Below are 18,412 nucleotides of genomic sequence, written 5' to 3' on the forward strand. Positions count from 1 at the left end.
GGTTGCGCTCGGCCTCCTGGACCATGCGTTCGACTTCGCCGCGGTCGAGGTTGGAGCTCTCGGTGATGGTGATGCCCTGTTCCTTGCCGGTGTCCTGGTCTCGGGCCTTGACGTTGAGAATGCCGTTGGCGTCGATGTCGAATGTGACCTCGACCTGCGGTTCGCCGCGCGGCGCCGGGCGGATGTCGGTGAGCTGGAAGCGGCCGAGCACCCGGTTGTCGGCGGCCCGTTCGCGCTCGCCCTGGAGGACGACGATGTCGACGGCGGGCTGGTTGTCCTCGGCGGTGGAGAAGGTCTCGGTGCGGCGCACGGGGATGGTGGTGTTCCGCTCGATGATCTTCGTCATCACGCCGCCGCGTGTCTCGACACCCAGCGACAGGGGCGTGACATCGAGCAGCAGGACGTCCTTGACCTCGCCCTTGAGCACCCCGGCCTGGATCGCGGCGCCCAGGGCCACGACCTCGTCGGGGTTGACGCTCATGTTGGGTTCCTTGCCGCCGGTCAGCCGGCGCACGAGGGCCTGGACGGCGGGGATGCGGGTGGAACCGCCGACGAGGATGACCTCGTCGATGTCGCTCTCGCCGACCTTGGCGTCGGCCATGGCCTGCTGGACCGGTCCCAGGCACCGCTCCACCAGGTCGCTGGTGATCTGCTCGAACGTGGACCGCATGACCGAGTCGGTGAGGTGCTTGGGGCCCGAGGCATCCGCGGTGATGAACGGCAGGCTGACCTGCGTCTGCGTCACCGAACTCAGCTCGGTCTTGGCCTTCTCCGCCGCCTCGAACAGGCGTTGCAGGGCCTGCGGATCCTTGCGCAGATCGATGCCGTTCTCCTTCTGGAAGTCGTCCGCGAGGTAATCCACCAGACGCCGGTCGAAGTCGTCACCGCCGAGGTGACTGTCGCCCGCGGTGGAACGCACCTCCACCACGCCGTCGCCCACGTCGAGGATGCTCACATCGAACGTGCCGCCGCCGAGGTCGAAGACCAGCACCGTCTCGTGCTGCTTCTTGTCCATGCCGTACGCCAGGGCGGCCGCGGTCGGCTCGTTGATGATCCGCAGCACCTCAAGTCCCGCGATCCGCCCGGCGTCCTTGGTGGCGGTGCGCTGGGCGTCGTTGAAGTAGGCGGGCACGGTGATGACCGCCTCCGTGACCCGTTCCCCGAGCTGCTTGGACGCGTCGTCTGCGAGCTTGCGCAGCACCTGGGCGCTGATCTCCTCGGGGGCGTAGAGCTTGTCGCGCACCTTGAAGCGGGCGACGCCGCCCGGGCCCTCGACGACGTCGTACGCCACCGCTCTGGCCTCGTCCGGGATCTCGTCGAAGTGCCGGCCGATGAACCGCTTGGCCGAGTAGATGGTGCCCTTGGGATTGAGGATCGCCTGGCGCCGGGCCAGCTGGCCCACCAGCCGTTCCCCGGTGTCGGTGAAGGCCACCACGGACGGTGTCGTACGGTTGCCCTCGGTGTTGGGCACGACGGAAGGTTCGCCGCCCTCCCACACGGCGATCACCGAGTTCGTGGTGCCCAGGTCGATGCCCACTGCCTTGGCCATGAGGAACTCCTCCCGGTGCGGCGGCATGCGCCGGCACTGCGGATCCGATCGTTCATGAATGGGCGGGACGTCCGCCGGCGCCGGTGGTCTGCAACCCGCCGAGCAGCCGCACGGCCTCGTCGGCGACCGCTTCGTCCACGACGACGTCGTATCGGCTGGGCTGCATCGAGCGGACGGAGGCGAAGTCCCGGCGTCCGCCCTGCACGGCGTACAACAGCAGGCCGAACAGCGCGCCCACGATCGCTCCGAAGATCAGGCCGTAGAGGGCGACGAGCAGGGCGGAGACGAGCGGGTCCACCCAGTCGACCAGGCCGAAGAGCCAGCCGATCAGCGCTCCGGGAAGGGCCCCGCTCGCTGCTCCGTGCAGGGCGGCCCTGCCGTAGTCCATACGGCCGATGACCTGCTCGACGAGGCGGACGTCCTGGCCGATGATGGCCACCCTCTCCACGGGAAACCCCTGGTCCGAGAGGTGGTCGACGGCGCGTTCGGCTTGCTGGTACGTCTCGTACGTGGCAACGGGCCTACGAGGCTGCTCGGTCATCGCCCAGTCCCTCCTGCCTATGTGCACGGCGGCCTCCGGCACGCCCCAGACTCGCGAACCGAGCAGCTCTACACCTGCACCCGGCAGGTCAAAGAACAACGGAGCCCGTCGCCCCGCGAGCACGAGACAAAGACTCCGAACATCTCAGGTAGGTTGGTCGGAGAGGCGTACAGGAACGGCCGCTGTCACCTCTCTGAGGGCTCGGGCGAAGGGAGTAATCCCATGGCCAGCTGCTGGGCCGGGAACGTGTACCAACCCTGTCCCGACCAGGAAGGCGGCCTCCCGCGGGGCCGTCCCGGGCGGCACCCCACGACCTCGCGGGACCCCACGCCCCTTCCCACCCCGGCCGACCCGGCATCCCACGAACTGCCGGCAGTCTCCCGCGCCCTGTTCGACGCCCGGGACGAAGGCGAGATCCTACGACTTGCCATGGACCACGTGTCCGCCGCCGGCCCGTACAGAGCCGAGGCCGGATACCTCAGAGAGGACGGCCATATGGTCGCCAGCCCGCAGGTCGGGCCGGGCCATACGTCAGCCGTCGACCGGACGGTGCGAGAGCTGACGGGGCGGGACGTCCCCGTAACGGTTCCCGGCCGGTCCTGGGGCCGGGCCTTGGCCCTGTACGGGCCCGGTGGACTGCACGGCTACCTCGTGGTGACCTCTGGCTCCCGACCCACCCATGCCCAGCACTTCCTGCTCGCCACGCTCGTACGCCTCACCGCCGCGGCCCTGTCGGTCGCCGTCGCGCACCGCCGCCAGCGGGAAGACACCCTGGAGCTGCACCGACTGCGACGGGAACGGTCAACCCTCCAGCGGCGGCTTATCTCCCTCGTGGCCGAGCTGGGATATCAGCGAGCCGTGCACGAGGCCCTCGCCGAGGTCGCGGCCGCGGGCGGCGGCGAGGAGGCCATCACCAGCGCACTGCATGAGCTCACGGGATTTCCCGTGCTGGTGGAGGACCGCTTCGGCCGACTGCGGTCCTGGACCGGTCCCGGCCGGCCCGACCTATATCCGGAACCGGACCCCGCACGCCATGAGGAGATGCTCCAGGGTGTCGCCCGGAGAGGCGGGCCAGTGCGGATCAAGGACCGGCTGATCTCCCTGATACGCCCCCGCGGTGAGGTCCTCGGAGTGCTGGCCCTGGTCGATCCCCGGAACGACGCCGATGAGTACACCGTGTTCGCACTGGAGCACGCCGCCACTTCACTCGCCCTGGAACTGTCGCACCTGCGCCATCTGGCGGAGGTGGAGCTGCGACTGCGCCGCGAACTGGTCGACGATCTTCTGACGGGCACGGACGACGCGAGCGCCTACGCCCGGTCCGAGGCGTTCGGACACGACCTGCACCGCATCCAGTACGTGGTCGTCGTGCAGTGGAGGAGCCGGACCGCGGACGACGCTTTCGCGCGGACCGTGGGCCGGGCGGCTTCGGCCGTGGGCATGCCGTCGCTGGTGACTCGGCACTCCGACCACGTGGTCCTGGTCGCCGAGGGCAGGCCCAACGACCACGCCTTGTACGAGACGCTCGCCCGGGAGACCGGAACACCTGACGGGACGATCGGAGTGAGCGCCCGCTGCGACACCCCGGACGGTATCCCCGGCCGCTACCAAGAGGCACTACGCGCCCTGGAGGTACGCCGACGGTCCCGAAGCCGATACGGCACGACGTTCTTCGACGATCTGGGCCTCTACCGCATCCTGGGACCTGGGAACGAATACAAGGAGCTGGAGGCGTTCGTTCGGGAGTGGCTCGGACCCCTCGTCGACTACGACGGCCGGCACCGTACGGCGCTCGTGGAGACTCTGTCCCGGTACTTCGACTGCGGCGGCAACTACGCCGAGACCGCCGAATCCCTCGCGATCCACCGCAGCACGCTGCGCTACCGGCTCCAGCGCATCCGCGAGATCAGCGGCCATGACCTCACGAACGTGGAGGACCGCCTCAACCTGCAGGTCGCGACCCGGGTGTGGAAGATCATGCTGGGCGGACCCGATTGAGGCGCCCACGCACCGATCGTCCCGTGCATCGCCCGCTTCGGCGCCTTTCTGACCTACGCCCTCAACCACCGATCACCACCGACAGCGGCATGAACCTCGGAATCCCGTACCCCCGGGACCGATCGAACGCGGCCCGAGCCAAATCCTCGTCACATCACATCAGCGCCGCACCCGCGGCATTCCCAGCCCGATCCACGAGATGATCTCCCGCTGGATCTCGTTGTTGCCGCCGCCGAAGGTGAAGATGACCGCCGAGCGGTAGCCGCGTTCCAGTTCGCCGTGCAGGACCGCGCCCGCCGAGCCTTCCTTCAAGGCTCCGGGCGCCGCGACGATCTCCATGAGCCAGGCGTAGGCGTCGCGCCGGGCCTCGGAGCCGTAGACCTTGACTGCGGAGGCGTCCTGCGGGGTGAGGGTGCCCTCCTGGACGGAGTTGACCATCTGCCAGTTGAGCAGCTTGAGGGCGTCCAGCCGGGCGTGGGTGCGGGCCAGGAGGCGGCGTACCCAGGGCAGGTCCGCGACCCGGCGGCCGTCGGCGAGCTTGGTCTCCGTCGACCAGCGCTGCACGTCGTGCAGGGCGCGGATCGCCATGGTGCCGTGGGCGGCCAGGGTCACGCGCTCGTGGTTGAGCTGGTTGGTGATCAGCCGCCAGCCCTGGTTCTCGGCACCGACCCGGCGGGAGACGGGGACGCGGACGCTCTCGTAGTAGCTGGCCGTGGTGTCGTGCGAGGCGAGGGTGTTGATCAGGGTGCAGGAGTAGCCCGGGGCGGTGGTCGGCATCAGCAGCATGGTGATGCCCTTGTGCGGCGGGGCGTCGGGGTCGGTGCGCACGGCCAGCCACACCCAGTCGGCGGTGTCGCCGTTGGTGGTCCAGATCTTCTGGCCGTCGACGACGTACTCTCCCCCACTCTCGGCTTCGCTCGAGCGGGAGGTGCCCCCATCTTCCCGGACCGCACGGGTCCGCAGGGACGCGAGGTCGGTGCCCGCGCCGGGCTCGCTGTAGCCGATGGCGAAGTCGATCTCGCCGGAGAGGATCCTCGGCAGGAAGTAGGCCTTCTGCTCGTCGGTGCCGTACTGCATGATCGTCGGACCGACGGTGTTCAGCGCCATCAGGGGCAGCGGGACGCCGGCCTGGGCGGCCTCGTCGAAGAAGATGAACTGCTCCATGGCGGTCAGGCCGCGCCCGCCGTACTCCTCGGGCCAGCCCACGCCGAGCCAGCCGTCTGTGCCGAGCCGCCGGATCGTCTCGCGGTAGAACCGCTTCTGGGCGGCGGGGTCGCCGTGCCGGGCGTAGGCGTGGTCCGGGACCAGTTCGGCGAAGTAGGTGCGCAGTTCGGTGCGCAGCCGTTGCTGCTCGGGCGTGTATTCGAGGTGCACGGCGCCTCCAGGCTCCCCAAGGCCGGTCCTGTCGGCGCACACCGTAGAACGTGTTTCAGAAATTGGGAATGGCGATGTCACCTCGGTGCCGGTCGGCCCAGCTCAGCGTGGCCAAGTTCAGCGTGGGCCAAGTTCAGCGTGAGCTCAGTTCAGCGTGGCGAGGAAGTCCGTGCACGCCCGCGCGCACGCGCGGCACGTCCTCGCCGAGTCCTCCGCCCCCGGCTGCCGGTCGAAGGCGTGGGCGGCCTCCAGACACACGGTGCGGCACCACTCGACCTGGGCGCGGATGGCGCTCTCGTCCACCTGGTTCTGCTCGGACAGCACACGGCAGGTCGCGTCGCAGACCTCCGCGCACATGATGCCCTTGCGTCGTACGAGTTCCTGGTTCTCGGTGCCGTCGGGATCCACAAGGCTCGCGCGCAGCGCGCACGCCCGCGCGCACTCTGTACACGCCTGCGCGCATGCGAAGCGGTCCTCCAGGAACCGGAACAGCTCCTGCTGGGATGTCGTCGAAGTCACACCGCGCGGGTAGCCCCGGTCGATGCCCGTCAAACCCGGTGTTCCCAAGGGGTGCAACCGAGGTGAGCAGGTTCATGGTGAGGACCAGGGGTACCCGCGCGCCATGAATACCGCATGGATGGACATGGCCGCGGGCCGTGGCGCCCTCGGCATCGGGCTGATCGTGGCGGGTGTGGTGGTCGTGGCCCTGCTCCTGGGGGCCTTCGTCCTCGGCGTTCGCATCAAGCGCAGGGAGCTGCCCACGCCACGCCCCGAGGAGCAGCCGCGGCTGCCCGACGGCGGCCCGGTCCGCGAGGTCAGTGAGCGCCGGGAGCCCGAGGAGGTGCCGCGAAGCCAGGACCGTCTGACGCCGCACCGGCTGAAGGCTCACGGCAACGTGAGCGACCGGAGGAGCGCGTCGCAGGAGCGCCCGGGGTGGAACGAGGGCAGCAGCGGTTCGTTCGGCAGCGGCGGCCCGGGCGGCGGGTGATCCCGCGCGGCATCGCCGTCCCCAGGCGTACAAGCGCCATCCCCCGGCGCACATCGGAAGGGCTCGTGCCTGTGCACGGGCCCTTTTCCATGCCCGGGTCCGGCCGGAGTGAGGTGGATCACAGGATCCGGGTGCAGCGCGGGGCGGGGTCCAGCGTCTTTTCAGAGGTGTAGGAGGCCACTGAGACGCGGGACGGTGAGGATGGAGCAGGTTCGGGGGGCGGACGGCTTCGACGAGTTCGTGGCCGCCCGTTGGTCGGCGCTGCTCCATGTCGCGCGGCTGCTCACGGGGGGCGACCGGCAACGGGCCGAGGACCTGGTGCAGGAGGCCCTGGTCAAGCTGTGGTTCGCCTGGCCGAAGGTCGCGGAGCAGGCCCCGGAGGCGTATGTCCGCACGGTGCTGGTGCGGATGGCGGCGCGCTCGGCGCGACGGCGCTGGTGGGGCGAGCGTCCGGTGGATGAGCTGCCGGACCGGGCCGACCCGGGCGATGTGTCGTCCACCGTGGCGGAACGCTCACGGCTGGAGGCCGCGCTGGCGCTGCTGTCGCCGAAGCAGCGGGCGGCGGTGGTGCTGCGCTACTACGAGGACCTGCCCGAGGCCCAGGTCGCCCAGGCGCTGGGCTGCCCCGTGGGCACCGCACGGTCCCACGCGTCACGCGGAGTGGCACGGCTCCGCCAGATCCTGTCCGACGCCGTCAGGCCCGTGGGGTGAAGGGAGAAACGATGGACGACTTCGAGCGGGACCTGTCGCGGCTGATGCACGACACCCAGCAGCACACCCCCTACGAGCCCGCGCAGCGGCAGCGGCTGCACGAGGGCATCCGGGCCCGCCGACGGTCGCGGATGCTGTGGAAGGCGGGCGGTTCCGCCGTGGCGGTCGCCGGGCTCAGTGTCGGGCTCGCCCTGCTGCCCAGCATGCTCACCAAGGCCCAGCCCGCCGATCCCCGGCCGCGGCCCGCGACGAGCCCGACGCCCACGCACGACAACGGGCCCACGGCCGACCCCTCGGATCCGAGCTCCACTCCGACCCGGTCGGCGGCGTCGGTGCCCGCGACCTCGACCGGCAGCAGCACGCCGACCGGGACCACGAGCACGCCGACCGGCCCCGCGCCGACCGCCACGCCCTCCGAGACCGGGACCACGGCGGCACTCCCCTCGTCACCCCCTCCCCCGACCCGTACGACGGCGCCGCCGTCCGTCCTGGAGACGACACAGGAGCCTTCCGCATCGGTCAGTACCGAGTAGCCGCCTGAGAGGCGATTCCTGCCAGGGGCGGCGTCATCGCCCCGATCCTCCGTCACCGCACCACCGATACGGGCGCCTTCGGCCTGCCCTGAACCGGCGCTCGCGTTTGCCGCGCGCCAGAAAGAGACCGGTAAGCAGCCATGAGAACCGAACGGCGGTCGGCCCTGATCGACCGCCCGACCTCAGAGCTCGCCGCGTTGCCGCGCCGGGCGCCCCTGCCCGCGCACCACCCGGACCCCGTCCTCGACGTGGTCGTGCCCGTGTACAACGAGGAGAACGATCTGGAGCCGTGCGTCCGGCGCCTGCACGCGCACCTCGGCGAGACGTTCCCCTACTCGTTCCGGATCACCATCGCCGACAACGCCAGCACCGACCGGACGCCGGGGATCGCCGCGCGGCTGGCCGCCGAACTGCCCGGCACGGACTGGATCCGGCTGGCCGAGAAGGGGCGGGGCCGCGCGCTGCACGTCGCCTGGTCGCGGTCCCGTGCCCCGGTGCTGGCGTATCTGGACGTGGATCTCTCCACCGACCTCGCGGCGCTGCTGCCGCTGGTCGCGCCACTGATCTCGGGGCATTCGGACATCGCCATCGGCACCCGTCTGGCGCGTGGTGCGCGGGTGGTGCGCGGGACGAAGCGGGAGCTCATCTCCCGCTGCTACAACGGGCTGCTGCGCTCCACGCTCGCCGTGGGGTTCTCCGACGCGCAGTGCGGGTTCAAGGCGGTGCGGCGGGATGTCGCCGAGCGGCTGCTGCCGCTGGTGGAGGACCGCGGGTGGTTCTTCGACACCGAGTTACTGGTCATCGCCGAGCGTGCGGGGCTGCGCATCCACGAGGTGCCGGTGGACTGGGTGGACGACCCCGACAGCCGGGTGCGCATCGTCTCCACGGCGCTGGCCGATCTGCGGGGCATGGCGAGGCTGGGCCGGGCCCTGGCCTGCGGGAGGCTGCCGCTGAGCGCGCTGCACCGCAGCGACGGCGACCTCGCCGGGGAACTGCCGGCGGGCCTGGCCCGGCAGGCGGTGCGCTTCGCCGCCGTCGGTGTCGCCAGCACCCTGTGCTACCTGCTGCTCTACCTCGGACTCAGACCGGCGACGGGGGCGCAGGCCGCCAACGCGCTCGCCCTGCTCGCCAGCGCGGTCGCCAACACCGCGGCCAACCGGCGGCTCACGTTCGGGGTGCGGGGGCGCGGCGGTGCGCTGCGCCACCATCTCAAGGGCCTGGCGGCGTTCCTGGTCGGGCTGGCCCTCACCAGCGGTTCCCTGGCCGCCCTGCACCACACCGCACCCGGGGCCGGCCGCGAGGTCGAGCTCGTGACGCTTGTCGGAGCCAACCTGGCCGCGACGCTGCTGCGCTTCCTCCTCTTCCGGGCCTGGGTGTTCCCCGCCCGCGACAACGCCCGCCGTACGACAGGATCCTCATGAGCACCGTCGAGCTGAGCCGACCTCTGTCGGGCCACGAGCCTCCTGAAGTCCCCAGCGGATCCCGGGAGTTCCGCCGACGGCTGCGCTGGGCCGCCCTGCGCTACGGGCCCGTGCTGCTGACGTACGGCGTGCTGAAGCTGGCCGGCTTCGCCGTCTTCATGTATCTGCTGGATTCCGCGGGCGACTTCCGGAAGAAGAACCCGCGCTTCGGCGGCGGCGAGCACGCCTGGGACGTCCTGGCGAGCTGGGACGGCTGGTGGTACCAGCAGATAGCCGAGCACGGATACGACCCCGCCCTGGAACCGGTCCCGGGCGCGACCGGTCTGATCACGCTCGAGGGCAACTCGGCGGCGTTCTTCCCGCTGTACCCGGCGCTGATGCGCCTGGTCTCGGAGTGCACCGGGCTCGGGCTGTTCGGCGCCGGCATGACGGTGTCCGTGATCGCCTCGTTCGTCGCGGCGCTCGGCATCTATGCCGTGGCTCGACGGCTGGGCGGCCACCGGGCCGGGCTGGTCGCGGCCGGGCTGTGGGCGGTCTGGCCCGGTTCGGGCACGGAGTGGTCCGGCTACTCGGAATCCCTCTACACGGCTCTCGCCGTGTGGGCCTGCCATGCCGTCATGTCCCGCCGCTGGCTGACCGCCGGTCTGCTGACGTGTGCGGCCGGGCTCTGCCGGCCCACCGCCGCCGCGCTGGTCGCCGCCCTCGCCGTCGCCGCGCTGCTCTCCCTGCGCCGGCGCGCGGACGGTGTCCTGCGTCCGCTGGCCGCCGTGGCGATCGCACCGCTGGGGCTGTTCGGCTATCTCGCCTGGGTCAACTACCGCATGGGCGACATCAACGGCTACTCCAAGCTCCAGGACGGCGCGTGGGCCCACAAGTTCGACTGGGGAGCCCACACGTTCAAGGTGCTGACGTCCCTCCCCGTCGGGCACTTCGACTATCTCTTCGCCAGGGCCTTCGAGGACGTCATCGGCGTCTGCGTCGTGCTGGCGGTGCCGGTGCTGACGGTGCTCCTGCTGCGGCTGCGCCCGCCGGCCGTACTCGTCGTCTACACGGTGCTGTCGTATCTCATGGTGATGACCACCCAGCAGATCTTCGGCAACGTCTCGCGCTATCTGCTGCCCCTCTTCCCGCTGTTGGTCCCTCTCGCCCTCGCGATGGGCCGGCTCGGATGGCCGTCCCTGGCCACGGTCCTCGGCACGGCCGCGCTGGCCTCCGGGTCGTACGCGGGGTACGTGCTCTTCGAACTCGGAGTGCCGTAGACAGCCGCCGCCGGCGCGTGAGATGCCTCCGAAACATTCCCTTCACGCAGGAAGTATTTAGGGGTAACGCCCACTGCCTACCGTGCCTGCCTTGTCGTCCCCAACCCGCAGCGAGGAGGCGTGGCATGAGTACCGAGCCACGACTGGCAGAAGTCACCGATCCGGAACCGGCGCAGCAGGCGGCGCCGGGTTCCGACCAGGCCGTCAAGGAGACCCTGGAGGACTACACCCTCCGCTTCGCGCCGCGCAGTTACCGGCGCTGGACTCCGATGGTGGTGGCGACGACCGCGCTCGGCGGCATCGCCTACATGGCCGACTTCTCCATCGGCGCCGGCATCGGCCTGGCCCACGGCACCGGCAACGCGCTCCTCGCGATCGGCGTCGCCGCCGTCGTCATCTTCGTGACCGGCTTCCCGCTCGCCTACTACGGGGCCCGCTACAACATCGATCTGGACCTGATCACGCGCGGCTCCGGCTTCGGCTACTTCGGCTCGGTCCTCACCAGCGTCATCTTCGCCAGCTTCACCTTCATCTTCTTCGCCCTCGAGGGCTCGATCATGGCCCAGGGCCTGAAGCTGGGCCTCGGACTGCCGTTGTGGCTGGGCTATCTGGTCTCCACCCTCATGGTGATCCCGCTGGTGATCTACGGCATGACGGCGCTGAGCAAGCTCCAGGTGTGGACCACCCCGATCTGGCTGCTGCTGATGGTCGGCCCGCTGGTCTACCTGGTCGCCACCGACCCGGGGAGCGTCGACCGCTTCCTCGCCTACGCGGGCACCGACGGGGACGGCGGCGTCAACACCGCCTCCGTGCTGCTGGGCGCGGGCGTGTGCCTGTCGCTGATCGCGCAGATCGGCGAGCAGATCGACTATCTGCGTTTCATGCCGCCCAAGACCGAGGAGAACAAGCGGAGTTGGTGGACGGCCGTGGTGATGGCCGGCCCGGGCTGGGTGGTGCTCGGCGCGCTGAAGCAGGCCATCGGGGTGTTCCTCGCGGTCTACATCATCGCCGAGGTCGGCCCCACCGCGGCCCCCGAGCCGATCCAGCAGTTCAAGCACGCCTTCGACGCGATGATGCCGTCCTGGATCGTCCTCCCGCTGGCCGTGGCCCTGGTCGTGATCAGCCAGATCAAGATCAACGTGACGAACGCGTACTCCGGCTCCCTCGCCTGGACCAACTCCTTCACCCGCGTCACGAAGCGCTACCCGGGCCGGATGGTCTTCGTCCTGGTCAACCTGGGCTTCGCGCTGGCCCTGATGGAGGCCGACATGTTCAGCTTCCTCAACAGCATCCTGGGCTTCTACTCGAACTGCGCGATCGCCTGGGTGGTCACCGTGGCCACCGACATCGGCATCAACAAGTACGTGCTGAAACTGTCCCCGCACGCCCCCGAGTTCCGCCGCGGCATGCTCTACGCCGTCAATCCGGTCGGTGTCGTGGCCTTCGTCGCCGCCTCCGGGCTGTCCATCGCCATGTACTTCCACGCGCTGGGCGATGCGCTCCAGCCGTACTCCCCCGTCGCCGCGGCCGTCATCGCCTTCGTCCTCACGCCGCTGATGGCCGTCGTCACCAAGGGCAAGTACTACCTGCGCCGCACGGACGACGGCATCACCGAGCCGCTCCTGGACGAGGACGGCAACCCCAGCGCCGTCACCTACGAGTGCCATGTGTGCCGGCAACAGTTCGAGCGGCCGGACGTGGCCGCCTGCCGGACGCACGACGCCGTGGTCTGCTCGCTCTGCCTGAGCACCGACAAGGTCGGCGACCACGTGCTGCCGGAGGCGCCCGCCGTGGCGTGACGCCGGTACGCCCGTACGCCGGGAGCGTGCCGAGACGGAATTCGGCCCGCCCGTCGTTTTTCTCCCCCTCCGACGAGGCCTTCCGCATCGCCGGGCGGCATACTGATCTTGCGCTGTGCAGTGATCAGGCCAAGGGTCGGAGAGGGGATGACGGACATGACCACCGAAGGACCGGGCAGACAGGGAACGCCCGACGAGCCGGACGGCGTTCCCTCGCTCGCGGAGGACGTGTGGCGGAGGTTCCTCTCGGACACCGAGGACGCCATACGGGCCTCCGCCCCCAGGGAGCCCTCCGCGAAGGAGCGCGCGGCGGGGCGGAAGCTCCAACCCCCGCACACCGTCGGCGACCTGTGGCAGCCGGACGAGCTGTGGGTCCGTGTGGCCTGGCGGGACCTGAACGGCCGTGCCAAGGCCCGGCGCGTGGGCCGTGTCGTCGCCACCGCCGCCGCCGTGGCCGTGGCCCTCGGGGCCTGGTCCCAGCTCTCCACCGGCGCGGGCACCGGCCACCAGCCGGGAACGGGCACCGTGCGGCAGGTGGAGGGCGCGACAGCGAGGCTGCCCTCGGCCACTCCCTTCCCTTCCGGATCGCCCTTCCCGGAGCCGTCCAGGTAGCACACGCAGGACGGGTGCCCTCCCGTCCTGCCGCCTAGGATGAGCCCCACAGGCCGGATCTGGGCGCTCGTCCGGGCGCGGCCCCCGTAGGCGAGTCACCGGAACGCGCACGCCGACCGAAGGGGGACAGAGATGAGCGCGCCACGCCTCAGCAGTACGCCGTTGCCGGGCATCGGGGTCCGCTACGACCTGACGACACGGGACAGCCGCCGTCTCTCGGTGGTCGCCCACCGCGACGGCCACCGGACGATCAGCGCCTACCGCAGGGACGACCCGGACGCCTGCGACCTCTCGGTGCGCCTGACGACGGAGGAGGCGGCCACACTCATCGACGCGCTGATGCCCGCCCACCACACGCCGAACCTGCTGTCCACCACCGACCTGGGGCTCGTCGCCGAGCGGATCGAACTGCCCGGCTCCGCGCACTGGAACGGCCGGCTGCTGGGCGAGTCGCGGATCCGCACCGACACCGGCGCGTCCGTCGTGGCGGTGCTGCGCCGGGCCGAGGCGATCCCCTCCCCCGCGCCGGACTTCCGGCTCGCCGGCGGGGACACCCTCATCGTCATCGGGACCCGCGAGGGTGTGGAGGCGGCCGCCGAGATACTCGGGCGGGAGTGACCCGCCATGCACTCCTCCGCGGTCTTCCTGATCGAGTTCGGCTGCCTCATCCTCGGGCTCGGGCTGCTCGGCCGGCTCGCCGGGCGTTTCCGCTTCTCGCCGATCCCCCTCTACCTGCTGGCCGGGCTCGCGTTCGGCAAGGGCGGGCTGCTGCCGCTGGGCGCCAGCGAGGACTTCGTCGCCATCGGCGCCGAGATCGGCGTCATCCTGCTGCTGCTCATGCTGGGCCTGGAGTACACGGCCGCCGACCTGGTCTCCAACCTCAGGACCCACTATGCCGCCGGGCTCGTCGACGCCGTCCTCAACGCCCTGCCCGGAGCGGCGCTGGCCCTGCTGCTCGGCTGGGGCCCGGTCGCCGCCGTCGTACTGGCCGGCGTCACCTGGGTGTCCTCCTCCGGCGTCATCGCCAAGGTGCTCGGTGATCTGGGGCGGCTCGGCAACCGGGAGACCCCGGCCATCCTGAGCATCCTGGTCCTCGAGGACCTCTCCATGGCGGTCTATCTGCCCATCGTCACGGCCCTGCTGGCCGGGGTGGGCCTGGCCGCGGGTGCCGTCACGCTGGCCATCGCCCTGGGCGTGGCGACGGTCGTCCTCGTCCTGGCGGTGCGCTACGGCCGCCATGTCTCCCGCTTCGTCTCCAGCGACGACCCCGAGAAGCTGCTGCTGGTGGTGCTCGGCGTCACCCTCGTGGTCGCCGGGCTCGCCCAGCAGCTCCAGGTGTCTGCTGCCGTGGGCGCCTTCCTGGTCGGCATCGCGCTGTCCGGCGAGGTCGCCGAGGGTGCGACGAGCCTGCTGGCGCCGCTGCGGGATCTGTTCGCCGCGGTGTTCTTCGTCTTCTTCGGCCTGCACACCGACCCCGCCAGCATCCCGCCCGTCCTGCTGCCCGCCCTCGCCCTGGCGGCCGTCACCACGGCGACGAAGATCGCCACCGGCTACTGGGCCGCGCGCCGGGCCGGGATCGGGCCCAAGGGCCGCTGGCGGGCCGGCGGCACGCTCGTGGCCCGCGGTGAGTTCTCCATCGTCATCGCGGGGCTCGCCGTCACGGCCGGCATCGAGCCGTCCCTGGGTCCCCTGGCCACGGCGTACGTCCTCATCCTGGTCCTCCTCGGCCCGCTGACGGCCCGCTGGACCGAGCCCGTGGCAACGCTGCTGACGGGCCGGGTGCGCCGGAGGAGGGCCGCGGCACCCGGGGAGACGGCGCCTGTTGCTCCCGGCGATCACGAGAGCATCGAGGGCCAGGACCCGGTCGGCCGCACCTGACGCGCGGCCCGGGCGACGCGCATCGGCGGAGCTACGGTGAGGAGCCGCGGAACCGCCCCTGATCCGGCCCGTCCTGGTGCCCGCCGGGGCATCGACCAGCCGGTCTTCCACTGGATGCACGCCGCGTACAGCTCCGGCACACCGCCGTCGTCAGCGCTCCCGGTGAGCCCGGCAAGCCCTCGCCCGGTCAGCCGGTCTTCCACCCCCGCCGCGCGTCGATCCGCTCCCATTCCGCGTCCCACTGCGCCATACGCCGCCGGTCCAGGGACAGCCGTATCAGCCAGGATGCTCCCAGCACCGCCCCGCCCGCCAAGGCTCCGGCCAGCGCGCCGCCCATGGTCGTGTGGAGCCAGGCCTCGCCTTCGGACACCGGTGGGGTCGTGATGTCACCGCTGTTGTTCACCCACACGGGGACCGTGCTCCCGCCAGGAGCCCGGGGCGGCACCCGTGCCTCGTCCTTGTGTGTCGAACCGTCCGGCGCGGTCCACCGCACCTCGCCCCACACCCGGTGGTCGCTCGCCGCGCGGGCCGGTGACGGGCCCGGGGCGTCCTTGACGACGACCGCCGAGACCTGATGGCTCCCGGCCCGCTGCCGTTCGACGGCATGCTCGACCGCACCCGCCGCCATCAGCCCTCCGGCCAGCCCGCCCAGCAGGGCGAACACCCAGCCGGCGAGCACGACCCAGGCCTCGACGACGTCGACGCGCCGCTTGAGCGCGTTGCGTCGCCACCGCCACCACCGCATGGTCGTACGCTCTGACGCTTCCATCGGCCGACACCCCCTCGTGAGCACCGGCAGCACCCTTCCAGTGTGCGCCTGATCGGTGCCCCTGTCGGCACGGCGCTCAGCCGGGGGACGCGGCGATCCGTACGCGGTCGCTGTCACCGCCGGAGAGGAAGGACGCCAGCGCCCGCCCCTCCTCGGCGACGGCGGTGCGGTCGGCCCGGGTGAGGCGGCCCAGCGGGGTGCTCAGGACGGTGTCCGCCTCGACGCTCCAGGTCGCGGCGACCCGGCCGTCGACCAGGACGACACGGGCGCCGGCGACCGACAGGCCGCGGTGGGCGTCGTCGATGATCCGGCCGCGGTCGTGGTAGCCGAGGATCGCGTTGTCGAAGGCCGGCAGGAACCGCACCGGGGCCGGGGTGTCGGGGTCGGGGCGCGGTGCCCCGGGGAGATCGAGCAGTTCCCGGCCGCGCTCGTCGCGGAAGGCGACCAGTTCCTCGCGCAGGGCGGAGACGGCGGCGGGAAGTCCCGCCAGACCGCACCAGGCGCGCAGGTCGGCCGAGGCGGCGGGCCCGAACGCGGCCAGATAGCGCCGTACCAGTGTCTGCCCCACGGGGTCGGAGCCGTCGGGGTCCGGTGGGTCGATCTCGCGCCCCAGCCAGGAGGAGACCCGTTCGTAGCGCGCTCCCCCGGTCGTGCGCCACAGCCCGCGCGGCGGCAGCTGCACCGTCGGGAGGAGGCCGGCGATCAGCATTTCGCCGAGGGGCCGGGGCCCCGCCGCCGGCCAGCGGCCCTCGACGGCACGCGCGAGTTCGCCCATCGTGCGGGGCTCGCCGTCGGCCATGACCTTCCGCCCGGCCTCCGCGAGTTCGTCGAGGTCCACTCCCTCCAGCTCCCGGCGGTAGGTGCCGAGCACCCGCTGGCGCAGCATGCCGTCGTGCCGGGCCCGCCAGGCCAGGACGTCGTCGGCGGTGACGAGGTGGACCGTGCGGCGCATGAGGTGGGTCCGCACCACGCGCCGCCCGGTCAGCAGGTCCGACAGCACCGTCGGCGCGAAGGCCCGCAGCCGGGACCAGAGCCCGATGAACGGCTCCTGCGGCTCCTGCGCCTGGAGACCGCACAGATGCGCGACGGCGTCGAGCACCGGCATGTCGGCGCGGTCGAGGAGCAACTGCCGCGCGAGGGTGGCGCGGTTGAGCGCCCGGGCGTCGAGAACGGTCAAAGGAGCACCTCGGCCTTCGAGTCGTGTGCCGACCCGTGGTTCGAGAGGTCCGGGCGGCTTGCCCGGTCACCGTCGCACGGGATGCGGTCAGGTCGTGACCGCATCCGGCGTCGTGCCGAGGTGGCCGCGCCCCTCAGGACCCGGACTGCAGCAGGGCCAGCTCCGCTTCCAGGTCGGCCATGGCCTCGCCGCCGGCCATGAGGTCGGTGATCTCCTCCCGGGTGCGTTCGCCCTTGCGGAAGTCGTCGGCCTTCTGGCCGCGGATGAGGACCGCGAAGTGGTCGCCGACCATCATGGCGTGCCGGACGTTGTGGGTGACGAGGATGACCGCGACGCCCTTGGCGCGGGCCTGCATGATGATGCGCAGGACGTGCGCGGCCTCCTTGACGCCGAGCGCCGCGGTGGGCTCGTCGAGGATGAGGACGTTGGCGCCGAAGTAGACGGCGCGCGCGATGGCCAGGGCCTGGCGCTCGCCGCCGGACAGGCTGCCCACGAGGCGGGCGCCGTCGGTGACACGGGTGATGCCCAGGGACTGCATCTCACGGACGGCGATCTCGCCCGCCAGCTTCTTGTCGAACAGCTTGAACGGGCCCCACCCCTTGGTGGGTTCGGCCCCGACGAAGAACGAGCGGCCGACGCCCATGAGCGGGAAGGTGCCGCCGAACTGGTGCACCGTGGCGATGCCGTGGGCGGACGCGTCCCGGGGGCTGTCGAAGGCGACCTGCTCGCCGTTGACCTCGATGGTGCCGGTGGTCGGCTTGTGGAATCCGGAGAGGATCTTGATGAGGGTCGACTTGCCGGCGCCGTTGTCGCCGAGCAGGCACAGCACCTTTCCGGCGTCCACCTCCAGGGAGATGTCCCGCAGTGCGTGGGTGCCGAGGAAGGACTTGCTGACGTCGGTCAGACGCAGAAGGGGCGCGGTCATGGTCAGGCCTTCTTCGGGGAGCGGGGGGTGGACAGGGCGAGCCGGCGGAAGGTGTTGTTCATCAGCACCGCGACGAGGATGAGGATGCCGAGGATCAGTGCGGCCCAGTCGGAGTTCCAACCGGTGTAGTAGATGCCCTGGTTGACGATGGCGAAGGTCAGCGTGCCCATCACGACGCCGACGACCGAGCCGTAACCGCCGGTGAGCAGCACGCCGCCGATGACCACGGCGATGATGGAGTTGAAGACGAACGCCTGGCCGTTGGCGACCTGGGCGCCGTTGTAGAGGATCGTCTGGATCACGCCGACGAGGGCGGCGCCGAACCCGCTGGCCATGTACAGGGCGATCTTCACCTTGGCGACCGGGATCCCGGTGGCACGGGCGCTCTCCTTGTCGCCGCCGATGGCGAAGATCCAGTTGCCGTACGGCATCATCTGCAGCAGCACCGTGACCCCGACGGCCACGGCGATCCACCAGAAGATCGCGACCTCGAACTGGCCGCCGATCAGTTGGCCGAAGAGCGCCTTCGAGGTGGGGTCCGGGTGGATGGCGACGCTCGTGGTGCCGGTCGTGACGCGGGAGAGGCCGAGGGTGAGGCCGGACAGTGCGAACAGGGTCGCCAGCGTGACGACGAGGGACGGAACGTTGGTCCGTGTGACGATGATGCCGTTGAGCAGGCCGGTCAGCAGGCCCAGCGCGAGGGCCAGCAGGATGCCGACGATCATCGGGGCGCCCCAGTAGCCGGACACGATGGCCAGCGTCATCGAGCTGCCCGCCAGCACCGAGCCGACGGAGACGTCGAGTTCGCCGGCGATCATCAGCAGTCCGACGGGGATGGCGATGATGCCGAGCTCGGCCGCGATGTTCAGCCAGCTGGC

General features: G+C 71.1%; 18 protein-coding genes. 10 read left to right on the plus strand and 8 right to left on the minus strand.

From position 1 onward, the window contains the following. Together dnaK and ACFTZL_RS22375 are read right to left on the minus strand one after the other, a co-directional pair. Nucleotides 1-1,549 (minus strand): molecular chaperone DnaK (gene dnaK / locus ACFTZL_RS22370; RefSeq protein ID WP_382585503.1); only part of this gene is annotated, 1,549 nt, incomplete at its 3' end. 52 nt (nt 1,550-1,601) lie between these two features. Next, nucleotides 1,602-2,090, minus strand: a complete 489-nt coding sequence (locus tag ACFTZL_RS22375; protein ID WP_382585506.1) for a general stress protein — start codon at nt 2,088-2,090, stop codon at nt 1,602-1,604. Between the two features lie 222 nt (nt 2,091-2,312). On the opposite strand from ACFTZL_RS22375, the gene ACFTZL_RS22380 reads away from it, so the two are divergent. Next, entirely contained in the window at nt 2,313-4,088 is a 1,776-nt protein-coding gene (locus ACFTZL_RS22380) for a PucR family transcriptional regulator (protein WP_382585509.1), read from the plus strand. 159 nt (nt 4,089-4,247) lie between these two features. Here ACFTZL_RS22380 and ACFTZL_RS22385 read toward each other — a convergent pair whose 3' ends face one another. Further along, nucleotides 4,248-5,462, minus strand: a complete 1,215-nt coding sequence (locus ACFTZL_RS22385) for an acyl-CoA dehydrogenase family protein (protein ID WP_382585512.1) — start codon at nt 5,460-5,462, stop codon at nt 4,248-4,250. Nucleotides 5,463-5,606: 144 nt separating this feature from the next. After that, the gene (locus ACFTZL_RS22390; protein WP_382585515.1) at nt 5,607-5,981 is read right to left on the minus strand and encodes a ferredoxin; all 375 of its coding nucleotides are present in this window, start codon (nt 5,979-5,981) and stop codon (nt 5,607-5,609) included. A 103-nt stretch (nt 5,982-6,084) separates the two neighbouring features. Between ACFTZL_RS22390 and ACFTZL_RS22395 the strand changes: the two genes are divergently transcribed. The 9 genes from ACFTZL_RS22395 (at nt 6,085) to ACFTZL_RS22435 (ending at nt 14,663) form a co-directional block, all read left to right on the plus strand. Beyond that, nucleotides 6,085-6,450, plus strand: a complete 366-nt coding sequence (locus ACFTZL_RS22395) for a DUF6479 family protein (protein WP_382585518.1) — start codon at nt 6,085-6,087, stop codon at nt 6,448-6,450. Between the two features lie 201 nt (nt 6,451-6,651). Continuing rightward, complete coding sequence (locus ACFTZL_RS22400; RefSeq protein ID WP_382585521.1) at nt 6,652-7,161, plus strand: SigE family RNA polymerase sigma factor; 510 nt, start codon at nt 6,652-6,654, stop codon at nt 7,159-7,161. Nucleotides 7,162-7,172: 11 nt separating this feature from the next. Beyond that, entirely contained in the window at nt 7,173-7,694 is a 522-nt protein-coding gene (locus tag ACFTZL_RS22405) for a cellulase (protein WP_382585523.1), read from the plus strand. 140 nt (nt 7,695-7,834) lie between these two features. Continuing rightward, nucleotides 7,835-9,115: a glycosyltransferase gene (locus tag ACFTZL_RS22410; protein WP_382585526.1), complete on the plus strand. Its 1,281-nt coding sequence runs from the start codon at nt 7,835-7,837 to the stop codon at nt 9,113-9,115. Continuing rightward, a complete protein-coding gene (locus tag ACFTZL_RS22415; RefSeq protein WP_382585529.1) occupies nt 9,112-10,374 on the plus strand; it encodes a glycosyltransferase family 39 protein in 1,263 nt (420 codons plus the stop codon). Before ACFTZL_RS22410 ends, ACFTZL_RS22415 begins: the two co-directional genes overlap by 4 nt. Nucleotides 10,375-10,499: 125 nt before the next feature. Next, nucleotides 10,500-12,173 (plus strand): purine-cytosine permease family protein, encoded by a 1,674-nt coding sequence (locus ACFTZL_RS22420; protein ID WP_382585531.1) that lies wholly within the window; start codon nt 10,500-10,502, stop codon nt 12,171-12,173. Nucleotides 12,174-12,329: 156 nt separating this feature from the next. Continuing rightward, nucleotides 12,330-12,785, plus strand: a complete 456-nt coding sequence (locus ACFTZL_RS22425; protein WP_382585535.1) for a hypothetical protein — start codon at nt 12,330-12,332, stop codon at nt 12,783-12,785. Nucleotides 12,786-12,917: 132 nt separating this feature from the next. Then, nucleotides 12,918-13,403, plus strand: a complete 486-nt coding sequence (locus ACFTZL_RS22430; RefSeq protein ID WP_382585538.1) for a cation:proton antiporter regulatory subunit — start codon at nt 12,918-12,920, stop codon at nt 13,401-13,403. Nucleotides 13,404-13,409: 6 nt separating this feature from the next. Further along, nucleotides 13,410-14,663 carry a cation:proton antiporter gene (locus ACFTZL_RS22435; protein WP_382585540.1) on the plus strand — a complete coding sequence of 418 codons (1,254 nt, stop codon included), beginning with the start codon at nt 13,410-13,412 and terminating at the stop codon, nt 14,661-14,663. Nucleotides 14,664-14,850: 187 nt separating this feature from the next. Here ACFTZL_RS22435 and ACFTZL_RS22440 read toward each other — a convergent pair whose 3' ends face one another. The 4 genes from ACFTZL_RS22440 to ACFTZL_RS22455 all read right to left on the minus strand — a co-directional run. Further along, entirely contained in the window at nt 14,851-15,432 is a 582-nt protein-coding gene (locus tag ACFTZL_RS22440) for a hypothetical protein (protein WP_382585543.1), read from the minus strand. A gap of 76 nt (nt 15,433-15,508) precedes the next feature. Continuing rightward, nucleotides 15,509-16,609 carry a winged helix DNA-binding domain-containing protein gene (locus ACFTZL_RS22445; RefSeq protein ID WP_382585546.1) on the minus strand — a complete coding sequence of 367 codons (1,101 nt, stop codon included), beginning with the start codon at nt 16,607-16,609 and terminating at the stop codon, nt 15,509-15,511. Nucleotides 16,610-16,742: 133 nt separating this feature from the next. After that, complete coding sequence (locus ACFTZL_RS22450) at nt 16,743-17,534, minus strand: ATP-binding cassette domain-containing protein (protein WP_382585549.1); 792 nt, start codon at nt 17,532-17,534, stop codon at nt 16,743-16,745. A gap of 2 nt (nt 17,535-17,536) precedes the next feature. Then, the coding region (locus tag ACFTZL_RS22455) for an ABC transporter permease (RefSeq protein WP_382585552.1) at nt 17,537-18,412 on the minus strand (876 nt) is incomplete at its 5' end.

It is taken from the genome of Streptomyces sp. NPDC056948, from assembly GCF_042674225.1.
GTDB classification, from domain to species: Bacteria; Actinomycetota; Actinomycetes; order Streptomycetales; family Streptomycetaceae; genus Streptomyces; species Streptomyces purpurascens.

What these genes read in the sequence shown, in the direction of transcription:
- ACFTZL_RS22375 (WP_382585506.1), bottom strand. Translation starts at nt 2,090, where the DNA reads ATGACCGAGCAGCCTCGTAGGCCCGTTGCCACGTACGAGACGTACCAG.
- ACFTZL_RS22380 (WP_382585509.1), top strand. Translation starts at nt 2,313, where the DNA reads ATGGCCAGCTGCTGGGCCGGGAACGTGTACCAACCCTGTCCCGACCAG.
- ACFTZL_RS22395 (WP_382585518.1), top strand. Translation starts at nt 6,085, where the DNA reads ATGAATACCGCATGGATGGACATGGCCGCGGGCCGTGGCGCCCTCGGC.
- ACFTZL_RS22400 (WP_382585521.1), top strand. Translation starts at nt 6,652, where the DNA reads ATGGAGCAGGTTCGGGGGGCGGACGGCTTCGACGAGTTCGTGGCCGCC.
- ACFTZL_RS22405 (WP_382585523.1), top strand. Translation starts at nt 7,173, where the DNA reads ATGGACGACTTCGAGCGGGACCTGTCGCGGCTGATGCACGACACCCAG.
- ACFTZL_RS22410 (WP_382585526.1), top strand. Translation starts at nt 7,835, where the DNA reads ATGAGAACCGAACGGCGGTCGGCCCTGATCGACCGCCCGACCTCAGAG.
- ACFTZL_RS22415 (WP_382585529.1), top strand. Translation starts at nt 9,112, where the DNA reads ATGAGCACCGTCGAGCTGAGCCGACCTCTGTCGGGCCACGAGCCTCCT.
- ACFTZL_RS22420 (WP_382585531.1), top strand. Translation starts at nt 10,500, where the DNA reads ATGAGTACCGAGCCACGACTGGCAGAAGTCACCGATCCGGAACCGGCG.
- ACFTZL_RS22425 (WP_382585535.1), top strand. Translation starts at nt 12,330, where the DNA reads ATGACCACCGAAGGACCGGGCAGACAGGGAACGCCCGACGAGCCGGAC.
- ACFTZL_RS22430 (WP_382585538.1), top strand. Translation starts at nt 12,918, where the DNA reads ATGAGCGCGCCACGCCTCAGCAGTACGCCGTTGCCGGGCATCGGGGTC.
- ACFTZL_RS22435 (WP_382585540.1), top strand. Translation starts at nt 13,410, where the DNA reads ATGCACTCCTCCGCGGTCTTCCTGATCGAGTTCGGCTGCCTCATCCTC.
- ACFTZL_RS22440 (WP_382585543.1), bottom strand. Translation starts at nt 15,432, where the DNA reads ATGGAAGCGTCAGAGCGTACGACCATGCGGTGGTGGCGGTGGCGACGC.
- ACFTZL_RS22450 (WP_382585549.1), bottom strand. Translation starts at nt 17,534, where the DNA reads ATGACCGCGCCCCTTCTGCGTCTGACCGACGTCAGCAAGTCCTTCCTC.